The sequence below is a fragment of the Mycobacterium montefiorense genome (assembly GCF_025823255.1).
Classification (GTDB): domain Bacteria; phylum Actinomycetota; class Actinomycetes; order Mycobacteriales; family Mycobacteriaceae; genus Mycobacterium; species Mycobacterium montefiorense.
The window spans coordinates 434,953-451,239 of the sequence record NZ_JACKVL010000017.1; the positions used below are offsets into that span (position 1 = coordinate 434,953).

The window sequence follows — 16,287 nt, forward strand, 5'->3', positions numbered from 1 at the left end:
CGTGGCGCCCGACACAGATCCCATCGATCCGCCCATTCCAGTTCCTGACGTTCCAGGCGCCGATGTGCCGCCCAGCGCCGACGGATTGCCCCCGCTCTCGGAGCTGTCGCCGCGCGAACGCAGGGTGGTCGTGGCTTCTGCCCTCGGCGACGTCGCATTGCGCACCTGGGTGTCGTCGCTGCTGGCCGCGACGGCGGCACCGGTCGTTGTCGCCACCTCGTTGCGCCACACCAAATCCGGTAGCGAGCGCAGCAACCTGAACTTCTACGCCGAGCTGGCGGCCGACCGTGACCCGGCGAAGTCGTTTCCAGCTGCCACCGAGCTGCCACGGGTATCGTCGCGGCCGGCGGGTCCGCTCGCGAACTGGACCGCGCGCGGCACCGTCGAGAACATCTCGTTCCCCAGCAGCTTCACGGCGATCAATCCAGCGCTGCGCCAGCGCTGGAATGCCTGGGGATCCAATAACATCGTGCGCGCTCAGGATTGGCGCCACAACGACGGACCGCGGCCCACGCTGTGCGTCATCCACGGCTTCATGGGGTCGTCGTATCTGGCCAACGGCCGCTTCTTCTCGTTGCCGTGGTACTACCGGTCCGGCTACGACGTCCTGTTGTACACGTTGCCGTTTCACGGCCAGCGCGCCGAAAAGCTTTCGCCTTTCAGTGGTTTCGGCTACTTTTCCGGCGGGCTCAGCGGCTTCGCCGAATCGATGGCCCAGGCCGTGCACGACTTCCGGTCCATCATCGACTATCTGCGCCACACCGGCGTTGACCGCATTGCACTTACTGGTATTTCGCTGGGCGGCTACACCTCCGCGCTGGTGGCCTCGGTCGACGACCGGCTGGATGCCGTCATCGCCAACTGCCCGGTCGTCACACCGGCGACGATGTTCGACCAGTGGTTCCCGGCCAACAAGCTGGTCGGCCTGGGACTTGCGTTGTCCAGCATCAACCGCGACGAGCTGAACGCCGGGCTGGCCTACCACTGCCCGCTGAACTACCAGCCGCTGCTTTCCAAGGACCGGCGGATGATCATCACCGGCCTCGCCGACCGGATGGCGCCTCCGGGACAAGCCGTCATGCTCTGGGAGCACTGGGATCACTGTGCGCTGCACTGGTTTCCCGGCAGTCATGTGTTGCATATCAGTCAGCTTGACTATCTGCGCAGGATGACCGGCTTCTTGCAGGGTCTTATGCTGGACTAGCCGCCTCTGTTCGCGCCGCCCGATGGGCTCCGGCGATCGGCGTCGGCCAGTCCAGCGTCGCCAGCAAGTCGGCGGGTACGTCGGTGTGTCCGTCAAGGCGTTGCGTGGACAACAGATCCAGTGCCGCCAGCGCCGGCCCTTGGTTGCCGCGCTGCGGAATGAGTCCGGCCACCGGCGGCGCACCTTCGGGCGGCCCGTCGGTGAGGAAGGCACACGCGGCCGCGACCGTGTTCTGGTCTGCCGATCGCGGACCGCCGATCTCGAGAGCTATGCACGTCTCGCGGGCGGACTGCGACCGGATGGCCTCCAGCGTCTCGGGCAGCGCCGAGTCGACGGTGATCTGGTATGCCGCAACATAATCCGAGGTGCCGCGCTGTACCGCGCGCCACGTCTCGCGGACTTTGGCCGTCAGCCAGCGGGGCACGTCGTCGGCTGCGACCGTGTTGGCTTCCCATCCAATCTCCCGAAGGTGGTCGGCAAGCCGCCGCGCGGCGACCTCGGCGGTCTCATACAGCGGGATGCGCGACGAACGTGCCTGCAAAGCAGGCAGATTGTCGGCCGCCGACACTGTGATACCTATCCACGTCTCGCGTCGCGAAGCGTCGGATGCGTTGTCGCGGCTAGTGATACGGACCTTGTCGGCGCGGATGCCGTAGCGGTCCAGGTAGCCGGCGATCAGCTCCAGGGGGAACACCGCGCCGTCGGCCGTGGGCGGGCCGATCCGCACCAACGCGGTTGTCTTTGCGGCAACCGGTGATTGAGTGTCCGGCTCGCTGGTTGGGTTGGAACGGCGGCTCATGATGGAAAGCCGGCGCCCCAGGATCGTGGTGAAATGCAATCCACGCCACCAGCCGAACAACACGATCACCGCGACGCCGGCGATGCCGAGCAGCCAGTAGTCACGACTCGAGTGCCAGGGGTAGGCCAATGCTGCGGGCACTATTGCCAACGCGGCCAGGGTGATTCGGGCGCTCCCCGGGATCGGGATCGAGCTCACGAGGTGGTCTCCTTCCGTCTACGCGCGGCGATCGCTGCCGCGGCACCAACAGCCGCGACGATCAACGCCAGCGCGGCCGTCCCGGCGAACGCAACGGTCCGGCCGGTGTTGTCTTTGGGTGCCGGTGCAGCAGGCACGGCAACCGGTTTGGCCGGCGTCCCGGCCGGCCCGGTGCTAGCGGGCAGTTCCCAAGTCAGGGCTGCCAGTGCGTCGACGCTGCCGGAGCCCACGATGTTGGACTGCACCCGGGCGCCGTTGTGTGCGGTCGCGGTGATCCGGCGCACCACCTCGGCGGCGGACAGCTTGGGGTACTTGCTGCGCACCAGCGCTGCGACACCCGACACGTAGCCGGCCGCGTAGCTGGTGCCGCTGAGCGCGCTGAGTTGCTGATGATCGTCGGGCAGGCCGTTGGCCAGTCCGCCGCCGTCGCGATTGCTCACCGACACAATGTGTTCGCCCGGGGCCGCGATTCCCACCCACGGACCGGACATGGTGAATTTCGACGGCTGTCCATCCTGTGCTAGGGAAGCTGCCGACAGCACGTACGGCTGCCACCACGACGGAATGGAGACCGTTGTGACACCGGCCCAGTTGCGCGCATCATCCGGCCGGCTCAGATCGGTGAGCGGGTTTGACTCACAGGACATTCCGCCGCCGACCGATCCGGTCGACCCGGTGTTACCCGCGGCCGCCACGATCACCGCGTCCTTGTCCACCGCCGCGTAGCGGATTGCCGCACCGAGTGCAGCCTGGTCGACAGGCCGATTGACAGCCATGCAGGTGACCTCCGAGATGTCGATCACCCGGGCCCCGAGATCGGCAGCGTGCACGATCGCCCGGCCCAGCGTCGTGACCGCGAGGGAGACCCGCGCCACTGCCGGATCGCCGCCCGGCGTTCGAGCCGAGAACTTGCCGGACCCGGTCCGAATAGACAACACACGTGCCGCGGGTGCGACGCCGGAGAAGCCGTCCTCGGCGGATGGCTGCCCGGCGACGATGCCGGCCACCAGCGTGCCGTGCCCGTCGCAGTCGGTCAGGCCGTCGGTCGTCTCGACGAAATCGCCGCCGGCATCGACATTGGGCAGCCGGGGCCCCGGCCGCACTCCGGTGTCGAGCACCGCCACCAGCTGACCCTCACCGCGGGAAAACTGCCATGCCTCAGGAAGATTCAGCATTGCCTGACTGGGTGTCACCGCCGCCGGATCGCTGCCGGCGATCACGCCGGTGACGCTGCAGGGCCCGCGCTGCTCCATCGACTGCACCGGGCCGGCCGCTCCGCTGGGCGGTTGCACGCCCGGGTCGACCACCGGCTGGCTGATCGCGGACGCCGGCGGACAGGCCCACGGCATAACGGCTTGTGAAAAGACCAGCACCGCGCTCAGGCAGGCGAATCCGTCACGATTCATCGATTGAGCACCCAGGCGAACAGACCGACCAGGTAGGCGATGACGGGAATCAGCGAAGCATCCAGACCGGTCGCGACAAAGCCCAACAGCCGGCGCAGCGGCAGCGAGTACGTTTCCGGCGAGCCGATACTCGGGTTCAGTGCCACCACGGCCCACGCCAGCGCCAACACGACGAGCACCACTGCCGCGATCAGCGCGGCGAGGAAACGTCCGGTCGACGCGTAGAACACCAGCAGGGCACCGGCAACCAGAAACGGTTGAGCCAGCAGCCACGCCTTGCACGCGGCCGAATCCCACACGCGGGCACGCAGGACGGAGGTGGCCGCGATTGCCGCCACCACATACCAACCCCAACCGCTCAACGACTCGGGGCGCAACGCGATCGTCACCGATCCCAGCACACCGAGCAGCACGGCGCCGGCGATGAAACCACTCTGGTGAGCGTCGCCGATGCGCACCCGCCGGGGCAGATCCTCGAGCACCCGAAGCACCGGCGCCGACGGAGTCGGGTCACCGGGTGCTGGAATGACCGGCAGCGGGAAGCGCGCCCACAGCGCGGAAAGCTGCGGCGCCTCGATGGTCACCAGCAGAGCCACCACAACCAGGCCGGCACCGATGGTCAGTATCGGTATTTGCCAGAGCAATTCAGCACCGGCGGCCAACAACACCCCGGCCCCGACCACCGCAGTCGCGGTGAAAAAGCCGACGATCCGTTCACGCTCGGTACTCGGCACCATCAGGACGATCAACGACCACGCGGTGACGCCGGCAGCGGCCAGCACCAGCTGTGCCGCCCCGAACCTCCCGGGTACTGCCAACTCGCACGCGGCGCCGATGGGAACCAGCGCTGCCATCGACAGTGCCATCCCGGTGCGTTCGGAACGCAGCGTGACGAACAGACCGGCGATCGCCGTCACCGCGGCGATCACGCTGACCGCGACAAGTCCGGCGAGCCCGCCGGTTGCCACGCGGTAACCGACTCCCAGTCCGGTGGCCAGGAAGGCAACCAAGATCGCCGCGGCCAGCGCCCCGCGCTGGATCTGAGCTGTGCCCCAGGGCTTGAGCCGGGATGTCGAGAAGATCATCGCGGCGTCGGCGATGTCCTCGACGATGCCGGGCGCGGCCGGGCCGGTCGGAACCGGCTGCAGCGCAAGCAGATCCCCGTCGACGACTCCGACGGTGTCCAGGCTGGCGTCCAGACTGAACGGCGCTCCCCCGATGGGCGCCAGGCTCAGATCGGAAACCGCGCCGGCGCGCGTTGCATCGTCAGGGCCGCCACCATCGCCGTTCTGGGCCGCCGGGACCACCAATCGCTGTACCGCGGGCAGGATTTCGCGCAGCGGCAGTTCGGCGGGCAGGGCAATTTCTGTCAGCCGGCTGTGCGCGAGGATCGCCACGCGAACGATCGGCATGACGGCGCCGGAGGTCACCGGACCCTCGAATTAGACTGGGGCCGTTCCTGGGACATCATGCTCTCTCTCTATCTCGTTGTGATTACGCGTATTGGGTGGACAAATCTCGGGACAGCCGCTGATTGGGGAACCAGTGGCCATCGGGCAGACACGCGGTCAAGTGTTCAATCGCGATAGCGATTGCAAACGGCGTTCCGGGCGCGAAGGTCGAGACCCATTCGCCGTCGAACGCGCGGGACGGACTGACCAGGATCCGGCCCGCGGTGGTGTCGACAATGCTCATTCCAACTTCGGTGGTGGCATGCTGCCCGTCGCGATGGCAGCCGGCGACGATTTCGACGTAGGTACGCGGACCCGTGAAGACGGATGCCACCACCGTTCGTGCCGATTCTGGAATGCCCAGGTAGTCAAGGACTTCCACCAGCGCCGCCCCGGAGCGCAGCCGCTCGTCGGCGCGGGCTCCGACCCGCGCCGGCATGCTGAACTCCGCGAACTGCGCCGGCGGCCGCTGACCCAAGCCGACACCGAGGACCGGAATCAGCGCCCGTACGTCGTCGATATTCATAGCGGTAAACGTGACCAACTGCGCGCTGCGCAGCGCGACGACGGTCACCGACGACCTGCCGGTGGTACCGGCGCGCCGCGCGACAACGCCGCGCAATAGCTCGCCGGCACCGCTGGCCGCGCCGGAACCCACGTAGCGCAGATCGAGCCATTGGTCGGGAAAACACACCACTTTGATCCAGTCGGCGACCGCCGGATTCACGACACCCTCCGGCGACATCAGACCCATCCGGGTCAGCTCGTCCTTCTGAACTTCGAAGAACGCAGCTCGTTGCGCGGCGTCGCGATATGGCGTCGTGATCGCCAGAACCCACGGGAAGCTACCTGCTCCAATGGTTTCCGCGATGAACCACGCGTTTTCGACCGTCAGCTCGACGGCGTTGGGCTCGACACTCATCGAGGTAGGGCTAGCCGCCCCACTTGGCGGCCTCGGCCGTATCGCGGGCAAACATGGCCAAGGTGTTGTTTTCGTGCGTGCCGGCCATCGCCCGGTAAGACTGCACCAACGCCTCCATGGCCTGGTTCCACTGGACCTGCCAAAGCTGGTAGGTCATACCGGTGTCACCCTGCCAGGCGTTCTGCAGTGCGGCCTGCTCGGTGGAGATATCGACACCCAACGCCTGCATCGTGCCGGCGTAGCCCGACATATCGGCGGCGTGGCTCAACATCGCCGGGTAGTTGTACATAATCTGCGACATCACAAGTCCTTTCGCGGTTATTGGTGGTCGGCTCAGAACGAGGTGTAGCCGGAAGCGGCAGCGGCGTCGGCGGCTACGTAGGTGCTCGCCGCATCACCGAGGTTGGCCTGGGCGATATCCAGCAGGGTGTTGACCCGCGCGGCCATCTCCACGAACCGGGCATGCGCGGCCTGGAATGCCGCCGAGGCCTCACCCTGGTTGAACGCCTGGGCAGACATCGCCTCCTGCTCGGCCTGGCTGATCGTGCTGCGCATCAGGGCCGCCTTGCCGCTGAACACCGATTGCGAGGCCACCAACTGCGGGATGTGAGCATCTAGAAGACTCATAACGATTCCTTTCTCTTCCGTCCCTTACGATTTCGATTATTGGCTGACGAGTGGCTAACTGTCTTGCTAACTTTCGGAGCCCTCTCCCCCCGCTTCATCGGGATCACCCGGGCCTTCGCCGTTGTGATCCCAGGTGCCCGGCACCATCGGCATCCGCGGGCCGCTGCCGAATTCATCACCGGCCAGCTCGGTCAATCCGGAAGCTCGCAGATCCGCGTCTTTTCGCGCGGTGCCGGCGAACCCCAGCCGTCCGGCCCCAATTCCCGAAGCGATCGCGGCGGTCAATAGCTCTTCTTCATTGGGCGCGCCGCCCCAGTCCGGGTCGACGTCGACGTTCATATCCAGAAACTCGTCGCCGTGATCGCGCATGGCGGCTCGCCTACGACGCCGTGCCGCGGCCGCCCGGCCCGGCACCGCCGCCGCGGCAGCCGGGATGGTCGCGGCCGGTGCCTTTACTCCACCGCGGCCACCCAACGTCGGGCCGAAGCCGGTTTCCGGATCGCCGCCGCCGTAGACCAAGTAGCCGAAAGTTCCGGCGGCCGGGGCCGGTGCCGGCGCGGTCGCCGCAGTGGCAGCCGAGGCGGGCGCGGGCGCCGGAGCCGATGCGGGCGCCGGGGCGGGTGGGGCCATCGCGGCCACGGGCGGCATCGAAGCTTGAGACGCCTGCACCGGTGGGACCACCGCGGGCAGCTCATCCGGTAGATCCTCGGGAGATTGCAGGTACAAGTAGGCGCCAATCCCGATGACCAGCGGGATGAGGAAGGGCGCGGTCAAAATCGCGCCCCAGGTGGGCCAGCCAAGTAAGTTGGTGACTACCTGGTAGGCAAGGAAGAACAATATTGGCCCATAGGCCACCAGGAACGGCCCCAAATTCCTCATGAGGTCGGAGAGGAATTGCTGCAGATTCTGGAAGAGATCCTGGAAGAACTGCTGCAGCTGCCGGAACAGGTCGTCGATCCAATTTCCCAAGTTCGAGTCGCTCTGCTGGGCCAGCGTCGAGAAGTTGTTGGCCTCGGCACCGGGACGCAGCACGTCAGGCGCCGGGTCCGGTTGTGGCGCCGACGCCAGCGCGGCACCGGAGACGACCTGGTAAGTGCTCATCGTGGTGGCGGCCTGGACCCACATCCGCGCATAGTCGGCCTCGTTGACCGCAATCGGAATCGTATTGATCCCAAAGAAATTCGTCCCTACCAGCACCCCGTGCACGGTGTGGTTGGCGGCCAGCTCCCCTAGCGTCGGCATTGCCGCCAGGGCGCCGGTGTAGGCCGCCGCCGCGACCTCATGCTGGGCGGCCACACCCGCACTGTTGACGCTGGACTGGATCAGCCACGCCAGATACGGCACATGTGCGGCCGCATACTGTTCGGCGCTGGGCCCTTCCCAGGCGCCGGCTTGCACTTCCCCCAGTAGCCCACTGAGTTCGGCTGCCGCGTCGGCATATTCGGTGCTGAGCGCGGTCCACGCACCGGCGGCCGCCAACAGCGGCCCCGGTCCCGGACCCGCGGTCAGCAACGCCGAATGCACCTCCGGCGGAGCAGCCATCCAGATAGGCGCCGTCATTGTCAGACGCCGCCCACTCCGTAGGTAGCGGCCGCCGCGGTGTCACCCACGAGATAGCTTGTCCCACCTTCGCCCACGCCCACACCGGCGCGGCCCAGCTCCTCCACACCCTCGGCGGCCACCACGGAGTGCATCTGCCCCTGGGCACTGAACCCGGCGGCCGTCGTCAACGACACCGGATCCGCCGCGGGCGGCACCACGGCGGTGATCGCCGGAGCGGCCGCCGCGTGCGCGCTCGCCAGCCGCGCCGTCAGCGCCTCCACCGCCGCGCTCGTCGCCGCCAAGCCTTCGGGAACTACTCGCAACGTCATAACTGCTCCTTTTCAGGTCCTGCTGTTGCGCTTTCGCTAACCACCATCATCGGGCGAAACCTTCGTCGGCTCCCCTTACCACAGACTCGCCAACCAACGGGTTGACCAACTGCACATACGTCGGGCTTTCGCTGTCTCCCAACAGAATAGCCCGTCCGGCAGGCAACCGGCCAAATCGCTGGCCGCGGATCTTGCCGCTGTCCTGCGGGTTGCCCGCCAGCATCAACGTGGTTGCCTGCAAATCGTTGAAGCGCCGCAGCAACGGACTGGTCATCAGCGCATGCCCCGAGCCGGTGGCCCGCGCCGTGACGATCACCCGCAGTCCCAGATCGGCGGCCTGGCTGAGTTCGGAGATCAGGCTGGTCCATGGCCGCTGTCCAATGTACGGCCCACTCATCGCCGGTGTATCCGGAATCTGGTCAACGTCGTCGATGATCAGATAGTGGGTGTGGCCCTGGTAGCTCCACCGGGCCAACTCCGCTGCCGACAAGCCGGCCGGCGGGCGCCGCGACGCGATGATGTTGGACAGCCCGAGCATCGCCGGGAGGACCCGGTCGATGTTGGCGCTGTATTCGTTGTCTGGGAAAAGCGGCTCTTCGACCAGGTGCAGCCGCCGATCCAGCACCGTGAAAGCCACCTGGTCCGCGGTGGAATGCTCCCGGACGGTACGGATGATGTGGCGCAACAGCGTGGTCTTGCCCGCCTTGCTGTCACCGAACACCATCAGCAACGGGTTCTCGCTGAAGTCGAGCACGACCGGCGCCAGGTCCTCTTCGCGCTGACCGATGACGACTTGTTCGGATCCCCGATACAGCGGCCCGAGGGCATCGGGTGCCAGGTTGCTCGGCAACAGTCGAACCGGCGGTGCGGCCACACCCGGGTAGCGGGCGTTGATCGCGGCCACCTGGTCCAATTCCGGAGCCGCGAACAAGAAGTGCTCGGCGGCCATCGTCAACCCGCGACCCGGCTGGTCGGCCGGCACGGCGTCGGCCGGGCGGCGCAGCGCCCCAACCACTCGCACGTTGCTGTCCCGCGCGTCGTGCAGCTTGAGCTCGAGACGCAGCCCCAAACCGTCGCGCATCGCCAGCGGTACCTCCAGCCAGCTCGGCGTGGTGATGATCACGTGGATGCCGTACGCAAGACCGACGTTGACGAGTTCAGTCACCTTGGCCAGCAACGGATTACGTGTGTTGAACTGGTCGGTGTTGTCCCGGGCGAAGGCGTAGAGGTTGTCGATGACCAGGAAAACCTCGCCGAAGCCGTCGTCGTGAGTCGAACCGTTCTTGTCCCGGAAGGCCTCTTGCTGTTGCCGGGAAATCAGCAGCTGCTCCAGCTCGCCGAAGGTGCGGCGGATGCGCTCGGGTTCCAGCGGCGACGCGATGCTGCCGATGTGCGCAAGATCTTCCAGCGCCCGCAGCTGCCCACCGCCGTAGTCCAAGCAGTAGAACGTGACATCGCGCGGCGAATGCAGGCTGGCCGCGGACAACATAAATGTTTGCAGCGCAGACGATTTGCCGGACTTGGCGCCCCCGTGGATCACCACGTTGCCAGCAGCCGAAGTGGCGTCGAACAACAGCGGATCGCGGCGCATCTCGAATGGCTTGTCGATCTCGCCGAGCGGCCAGCGCCACTGCCGTTCCGGCAGCCCGGCACGAGCCAGCACCGACGTCAGCGGGATCGGCTCGTCCAGCGGCGGCAGCCACAGCTGCGGTGCCCGCGGCCCGTAGCTCGCGAGTTGCTCGCCAATGGTCGCGATCAGCTTGCGCGGCGGTCCGACAAACTCGTCTTGGTCCGCTCCGATGATCACCGTGCCCTGATCCGGCTCCACCCTGCCCGCCGTGAACAGCTTTGGCTGCGGGACAGACTGCACCACAAGGGTTTTAGCAGGCTGCGGCGGCTCGTAGATGCCGTCGACGTAGGTGCTGCGGAACTTGATCGGCGCGGCACCCGGGGCGGGCACCAGGAAGCCCACGCCCTTGTGCTCTTTGCCCGACTCGATGTGGTACGCGTCGTCCACGCCGATGATCTGGCGAGAAACGCTGGGACTGGCCACCTTCAACCCGATGCGGTACGAGGTGTTCTTGTCGATGTCCTTGATCTTGCCGACATCCAGCGTCTGGGACGCGAACAGAATGTGGATGCGGAACGAGCGACCCTTGCGAGCCACGTAGTCGAACAGTTCCGCGTACTCCGGGTAGTCGGCCAGCATCAGCGTGAACTCGTCGGCGACCACGAACAGCGTCGGGATCGGCGGCAGCTCGTGCCCGGCGGCGATGGCGTTCTCGTACTCGACCACCGAGTTGAACGCACTGCCCTGAACCTGGCGGCCGGCCTCGCGGAGCAGCGTCTCGCGACGTGCGACCTCACCACGCAGCGTGTCGGCGAACCGGTCGGCCAGCGACTTCTTCTCGGCCATGTTCGAGATCACCGCGACGACCTGCGGGAAGTCCCGGAAGCTGTCGGCGCCGGCCTCACCCTTGAAGTCGGCATAGATCACGATGAGCCGGTCAGCCGAATGAGTTGTCAACAGCGACAACAGAATCGACATCAGGGTCTGCGACTTGCCAGAACCGGTCATACCGATCATCAGGCCGTGCGGGCCCATCCCGCCCTCGGCTTCGTCCTTGAGGTCGAAGAACAGCGGCTCGCCGGTCGCGGTGACACCGATCGGCACCCGCAACTCGTCGTCGCGGCGCCGCGGTCCCCACAGTGTCGGCACGTCTAGCCGCGACGCGTCCGGAACACCCAGCAGCGTCGTGAACGTGGCGCCACGCGTTGCCGCCGAGCGCAGCCCGGTGTGGGTCGGGTTGGAATCCCAGCGCGACAGCTGACGGGCCAGGTGGGCGACCTCGTCGACGCCGAGTTGATCGGCATTGTCGATGTAGCGCTGCCAGCCGCCGGTCTGCCAGCGTTCGATGGCCCCGTCCCGGCTGCCCCCGCCGTCCCGCCCGATGACACGCAGAATCGGCTTTTCCGGATCCGAATACTGTTCGCGGTTGGGCGGTGTGGTGGTGCGGTGCACGACGGTGACTCCGGCCCGGCCGATCGCCAGCGCCGACGCGTTCACGTCGTAGTCGGGATCGTCGATGATGATCAGCAGATGCCGCAGCGCATCGGCCGGATCGCCGGTGAATGACGGGCGGTCAGCCAGCGCGGGCCCCAGCAGGGCGATCAGCTCGTCGGGGTTGGTGGACAGGAAGCGGGCTGGCCCGACACCGTCCACCTCGCCGGGAATGTCGATGTGGGGCAACCACTTCAGCCAGGACCAGTCGTGGTTCTCCAGATCGCGGGTAGCCAGTGCCACCCCCAACACCGTCGGGTCGTGCCAGGTCACTGCCTGAGCGATCCAGGCACGCACTGCGCCTTGCACGTCGTCTGGCTCACCGAAGACGGTGATCCGGGAGACTTTGGCCAAATCGATTCCGGTGGGCACATCGCGAACCGTGCGCTGAGTGTCGAGCAGGCTACGTAATGCGCTGTGTGACACCGGTTCCAGGTCGATTTCGTCGGCGGTGTCTTGCACCCGCACCGCGGTCGCCAGCGGAACCTGGTGACGCCCGGCCCGCAACACCAGGAAGTCGGGGTCGTGCGGGTCACGTTCCCACTGACGGCGAGATCCGGGCACCGTCGCCAGCGCCGACGGCTCGGGATGCGACCACTGCGCGGCGGCGCGCTGCTGGGCGGCCTGGGTGCGGATGTTGTCCCGAACCACCGACAGGTAGCGCAGGTAGTCGGCGCGCTCGGCGTCGACCTCCTCGGTGCGCATCTTGTTGTCGTTGCCCCGATAGAGCGCGGTTGCCGCCAGCAGCAACACGAACGGGAAGAACAGCGTCTGCGGCGAAATCACCTTCATCCCGGTGGCGACCAGCGCGACGATCATGCCGACGATCAGGATCACCAGCACGTAGGGCATCGCACGACGCAGGAACGACGGCGGAATCACCCGGGGCAGCTCGGGGGGCGCCTCGATCGTGATGGTGCCCTGGCGGGTGCTCGGCGGCGCCAGGCGCCGGCGTGCTTCGAAGATCAGACGGCTCACCGGGGTCCTCCTTCGGCCGACACCGGACGTCCGGGCTTGCTATCGGGCGCCAAGCCGTCGTGTGCGAGCAACGCGTCGGCGCGAGATAGCGTCGGGCCCGTCGCGAACAGCGACAGTATCGACCAGGGAATAGGAACGGGGGGTGGGGTTAAGCCAAGAGCCTCAACGGTTTTGCCGTGCCCGGCAGCGCCGTTGTCAGCTTCGTTGTCGATGCCGTAGCGGACTCCGGTGTCGGACACCCAGAACAGCGACCCGCTGCCGGGTGAAGTCGCGCCGCCACCGATGGACTGAGCGAAGTATCCGGTGCCCGGCGCCAGGGCGACACGGGTGGCGATTCCTTGGGAGCCGCCACCGATCAGGTTCACGGTGCGAACCGCGTCGGGAACCGGCAGCGCCGAACCGGCCAGCAGGCTCAGCGAGCTGCTTGCAGCCCCGGCCGGCTTGCTCCAGTATGCGCAGGCGACGGGGTCCTTGGCCGCGTCGACCAGGGCGACCTGGTGGTCGGGAAAGCGCGTGGTGTCCAGCATCCGTGACACCGGCAGCTTGGCTACCTCGTCGGCGCCGAGCCGCGGAGGTTGTTCCAGGCCATAGGAATTGGTGTTACGCAGGATCGCGGCGAGCACCGGCGAGATCGGTTGCAGGCCATCCGGCAGCACCGCGTAGTGTCGCAAGCTGCCCGGGTCGACGGCATAGGACGTCACGACGCCCCCGATCGGTGCCGGGACTGCGTAGTTCGCCGGGGTACCGGCGTTCGGGATGCCCGGCGCGGTCAGCGCGGGCGCTTCTGGAATCGCATTGAACAGCCCCTCCGCGATGGGTCGCGGCGCGGGCAGGTCGACACCCAGACCCAACGCGTTGGTGACCGCGTGATTGGTCAGGTCGATCTGGCTGCGCTTGCCATCCCACAGCAGCCAGGTGCTGGAGCCCTTGTCGCCGTTGAACTCGACCAGGATCGCCTGGCCGGGCGCGATCGTGGCGGCACACGCGCCGCTGCCGTCGGGCGTACCCGCGATCACGGTGACACCGGTGCTATGCACAGCATGCGAACCCTCGGCAGCCTCATTGACGGCATCGCACACCGTCCAGCGTGCGTCATGAGATGCGTTCTGCACCATACGTTCTGGTGCACCAGGTATGCCGATCAGGTTTCCGAGCGGAAACCGGTCCAGCTCACTGCTCTTCACCGTGGCAGGGTTGACCGGCTTGCCGACGATCAGCCGCGCCGAGGTCAGGTTCAACACCGGGTGCAAGTCGTCACCGATCCGCACATACAGTGCGGCGGACTCCCGATCGGCGAGCACCGCGTTGCTGCCCGCCTGACCGTTGGGCCGGATCATCGAGAACACGAAGCAACCCGCTAGGCCGGTGATCAGAATCAGGGCGCCCATCAGCACCGCACGCGACTGGGTACGCAGCGGGTCGACCAGCATTCTGGCGTCGTGCAACGCAATTCCGGAGGCGATGCGGCGCATCACGAAGCGCCAGCCGGTCACCTGATGCCGGGTGACGAATCCGCGCCGGTAGACCACCTGGTCAGGATTGTCGTTGACGGGGGTCCGTGAGGAAAACGAGCGTCGTTCGTCCTGGGGCTCCGGGTTGGTCATGACGGCACCGAGAGGCCCAGGCCGCGCAGCAGCGGCTCTACTGAATTACTGACATCTCGGTCGGTGATCGTCATCAGCTCCTCATCGGTGAACGCACCGGTACCCGCCTGTTCTGAATGGTCCAACCGGAATTCGCGCTCTTCTTCGGAACGCTCGACGATGTTTCGGACGAAACGGCCGTTACCCGCAATGTCGAGGCTGCGCCGTTCGACTCCATTGGAGTCTGGTGTCGAGGACGTCGCCAAACTCGCGAACAGGGCATCCATGTGGTCGAGCGCGGATTGCTCGAAGATGCTGTCGCGCTGTTCGGCCATCTTGTGCGCGATCTCCACCAACTCGTGAGAGTTGTACGACGGGAAGGTGATATTGCGAGTGAACCGCGACCGTAGACCCTCGTTGGTGTCCAGGAACTTGTCCAGGTCCGCCCGGTAACCGGCGATGATCACCACCAGCCGGTCGCGGTCGTTTTCCATGCGGGCCAGCAGCGTGTCGATGGCGACCAGCCCGAAGTCGTTCTTGGCGCCGGTGGCCACCAGGGCGTAGGCCTCGTCGAGGAACAGCACGCCGTCCAGCGCGCTGTCGATGATCGCGTTGGTCTTGGCCTCGGTCTCACCGATGTGCTGACCGATCAGGTCGGCGCGGTGCACCTCGCGGATGTTCTCGCGCTTCAACAGGCCCAGGCCGCAATAGATTTTGGCGACCACACGCGCGATGGTGGTCTTACCCGTTCCGGGCGGCCCGGCGAACACCAAGTGGTGCGCGCGCTGCGCAACCTGAAGCCCGCGCTGCTTGCGGACCAGCTCCATGGCCACCGAACTCTTCAGGCGCGATACCTGATTCTTCACCTCTTCCAGTCCGATGAATTCGGTCAGCTGGCGTTCGGCCTCGTGCAGCAGTACGGCCTTGCGTTCATGGGCGGCGGGGTCGACAAAATCCTCCGCGCTGGGCTCGGTGTCCGGATCCCACGGATCTTTACGAGCCTCGATGCGGGCCGCGTTGGTGGTAACAAGCCCAAAACTGGTGTCGGACAAGGCCTGTTCGACCTGCTCGTTCTCCGGGTGCGCGGCGTACAAGTCCTGCAACACCTCGCTCGCCGACTCCTCGTCGACGTGCACGCGCAGGACGAGCGCCTTGGCCATCGCCCCATCGACGGCGGCCACCGTGACCGGACCTTCGGGCTCCTCGAGATAGGACAGCGCGGGGGCGAACATGCCCAGCCGGGCCAGCGCGGTGCCCAGGGCGATCTTGGCCGCGTGCGCGTAGGCCTCATCGAGGTCGGAGTCGTTGACGATCGGGGTCAGCAGCTTCACGACGTCGGACCACCGCTCGGCGCGGAAATTGATGACGACGGAGATCCACCGCGCCTCGCGCCAACTCGGGCGGCGCGCGCTGAGCCCGGTGACGATTTCATCCGCCTCGGCAAACCGGCCGGCCGTTGCCAACGCCGCCGCATAGGCGAGATGGAAGTCGTCGGGGTTGCTGGCGCGAAACTGTAGATACAGTCCGCTGTCGTAGCGGAAGCCCAGGGCGGCGGGCGCCAGGTCAACCTGCCGCTGCAACACGCCCGAGGTGGCCGCGGTGCGCGAAACCGCCTCGAGAACGCGGAATGACGCATCGCCGGCGGCGGCTAATCCGGTCCAGGCGTCGCACTGGTCATGGGCGACGCGGGTCAGCGCGGTGAAACCCGAGCGGGCGGCGGCCAAATCGGCCGGACGCTGGCGTTGATAGACCGCGACACCTAACGCCCGGCAGCACGTAGCAAACCGGCTGACGACGTCGCCATCGACCCTGCTGTCCAACCGAGAAGTGCCTGGCTGGACTGCGAGTACACCACTCTCACCGCGTTCCACGGCCGCAATTTTCCATGAAGATAGTCTCCCCTAACTTAATTTGCTGAAGTTAGCATTGCATAAGCTAATTGTCGAGGTTCCCGGACCCGTCCAACTCGTCGTCCGCCGGCTTCCGCAGGGCCTCTGAGCTCGGCATTCTGCGTTATCACCGGTTCACCTCTCCAGTTGTGGCGTTGGCCTCACTCCCTTGGCGGCAAAGCTTAGTGAAAATGATTTTCATTAGCAAACGTGCACGTGTCTGGTTGTGGGCATCCAGCGGAAGCTGACGGCTCGGCGCGCAATCGGGTACCCGCCTCGCGGCGTGGTATCCGCAGCC

12 protein-coding genes are annotated in these 16,287 nt (G+C 66.5%); 1 reads left to right on the top strand and 11 read right to left on the bottom strand.

Features of this window, described 5'->3' with window-relative positions:
* Position 1 precedes the first annotated feature (1 nt).
* Positions 2–1,204, top strand: a complete 1,203-nt coding sequence (locus H7K34_RS22045) for an alpha/beta hydrolase family protein (RefSeq protein WP_264064144.1) — start codon at positions 2–4, stop codon at positions 1,202–1,204.
* Here the strand turns inward: H7K34_RS22045 and eccE are convergent.
* From eccE to eccA, 11 genes are all read right to left on the bottom strand, one after another.
* Positions 1,191–2,201, bottom strand: a complete 1,011-nt coding sequence (gene eccE, locus H7K34_RS22050) for a type VII secretion protein EccE (protein ID WP_264064145.1) — start codon at positions 2,199–2,201, stop codon at positions 1,191–1,193. The genes H7K34_RS22045 and eccE overlap by 14 nt on opposite strands.
* Positions 2,198–3,607 (bottom strand): type VII secretion-associated serine protease mycosin, encoded by a 1,410-nt coding sequence (gene mycP / locus H7K34_RS22055; RefSeq protein ID WP_264064146.1) that lies wholly within the window; start codon positions 3,605–3,607, stop codon positions 2,198–2,200. Before mycP ends, eccE begins: the two co-directional genes overlap by 4 nt.
* Positions 3,604–5,019 (bottom strand): type VII secretion integral membrane protein EccD, encoded by a 1,416-nt coding sequence (gene eccD / locus H7K34_RS22060; protein ID WP_264064147.1) that lies wholly within the window; start codon positions 5,017–5,019, stop codon positions 3,604–3,606. Before eccD ends, mycP begins: the two co-directional genes overlap by 4 nt.
* Before the next feature lie 82 nt (positions 5,020–5,101).
* On the bottom strand, positions 5,102–5,980 hold the full coding sequence (locus H7K34_RS22065; RefSeq protein ID WP_264064148.1) for an ESX secretion-associated protein EspG: 879 nt from the start codon (positions 5,978–5,980) through the stop codon (positions 5,102–5,104).
* A gap of 10 nt (positions 5,981–5,990) precedes the next feature.
* Positions 5,991–6,281 (bottom strand): WXG100 family type VII secretion target, encoded by a 291-nt coding sequence (locus tag H7K34_RS22070; RefSeq protein ID WP_264064149.1) that lies wholly within the window; start codon positions 6,279–6,281, stop codon positions 5,991–5,993.
* Positions 6,282–6,313: 32 nt separating this feature from the next.
* Positions 6,314–6,607: a WXG100 family type VII secretion target gene (locus H7K34_RS22075; RefSeq protein ID WP_108922181.1), complete on the bottom strand. Its 294-nt coding sequence runs from the start codon at positions 6,605–6,607 to the stop codon at positions 6,314–6,316.
* Positions 6,608–6,673: 66 nt separating this feature from the next.
* Positions 6,674–8,167, bottom strand: a complete 1,494-nt coding sequence (locus tag H7K34_RS22080; protein WP_264064150.1) for a PPE family protein — start codon at positions 8,165–8,167, stop codon at positions 6,674–6,676.
* 2 nt (positions 8,168–8,169) lie between these two features.
* The gene (locus H7K34_RS22085; protein WP_108922180.1) at positions 8,170–8,478 is read right to left on the bottom strand and encodes a PE family protein; all 309 of its coding nucleotides are present in this window, start codon (positions 8,476–8,478) and stop codon (positions 8,170–8,172) included.
* Positions 8,479–8,524: 46 nt separating this feature from the next.
* Complete coding sequence (gene eccCa, locus H7K34_RS22090; protein WP_264064151.1) at positions 8,525–12,517, bottom strand: type VII secretion protein EccCa; 3,993 nt, start codon at positions 12,515–12,517, stop codon at positions 8,525–8,527.
* Positions 12,514–14,121 carry a type VII secretion protein EccB gene (gene eccB, locus H7K34_RS22095; RefSeq protein WP_264064152.1) on the bottom strand — a complete coding sequence of 536 codons (1,608 nt, stop codon included), beginning with the start codon at positions 14,119–14,121 and terminating at the stop codon, positions 12,514–12,516. The genes eccCa and eccB overlap by 4 nt, the downstream gene beginning before the upstream one ends.
* Positions 14,118–15,971: a type VII secretion AAA-ATPase EccA gene (gene eccA / locus H7K34_RS22100; RefSeq protein ID WP_264064153.1), complete on the bottom strand. Its 1,854-nt coding sequence runs from the start codon at positions 15,969–15,971 to the stop codon at positions 14,118–14,120. The genes eccB and eccA overlap by 4 nt, the downstream gene beginning before the upstream one ends.
* Positions 15,972–16,287 lie beyond the last annotated feature (316 nt).

Bases quoted from the DNA above. Each gene is read 5' to 3' on its own strand.
- mycP (WP_264064146.1), bottom strand. From the start codon at position 3,607: ATGAATCGTGACGGATTCGCCTGCCTGAGCGCGGTGCTGGTCTTTTCA.
- eccD (WP_264064147.1), bottom strand. From the start codon at position 5,019: ATGCCGATCGTTCGCGTGGCGATCCTCGCGCACAGCCGGCTGACAGAA.
- H7K34_RS22065 (WP_264064148.1), bottom strand. From the start codon at position 5,980: ATGAGTGTCGAGCCCAACGCCGTCGAGCTGACGGTCGAAAACGCGTGG.
- H7K34_RS22070 (WP_264064149.1), bottom strand. From the start codon at position 6,281: ATGTCGCAGATTATGTACAACTACCCGGCGATGTTGAGCCACGCCGCC.
- H7K34_RS22075 (WP_108922181.1), bottom strand. From the start codon at position 6,607: ATGAGTCTTCTAGATGCTCACATCCCGCAGTTGGTGGCCTCGCAATCG.
- H7K34_RS22080 (WP_264064150.1), bottom strand. From the start codon at position 8,167: ATGACGGCGCCTATCTGGATGGCTGCTCCGCCGGAGGTGCATTCGGCG.
- H7K34_RS22085 (WP_108922180.1), bottom strand. From the start codon at position 8,478: ATGACGTTGCGAGTAGTTCCCGAAGGCTTGGCGGCGACGAGCGCGGCG.
- eccB (WP_264064152.1), bottom strand. From the start codon at position 14,121: ATGACCAACCCGGAGCCCCAGGACGAACGACGCTCGTTTTCCTCACGG.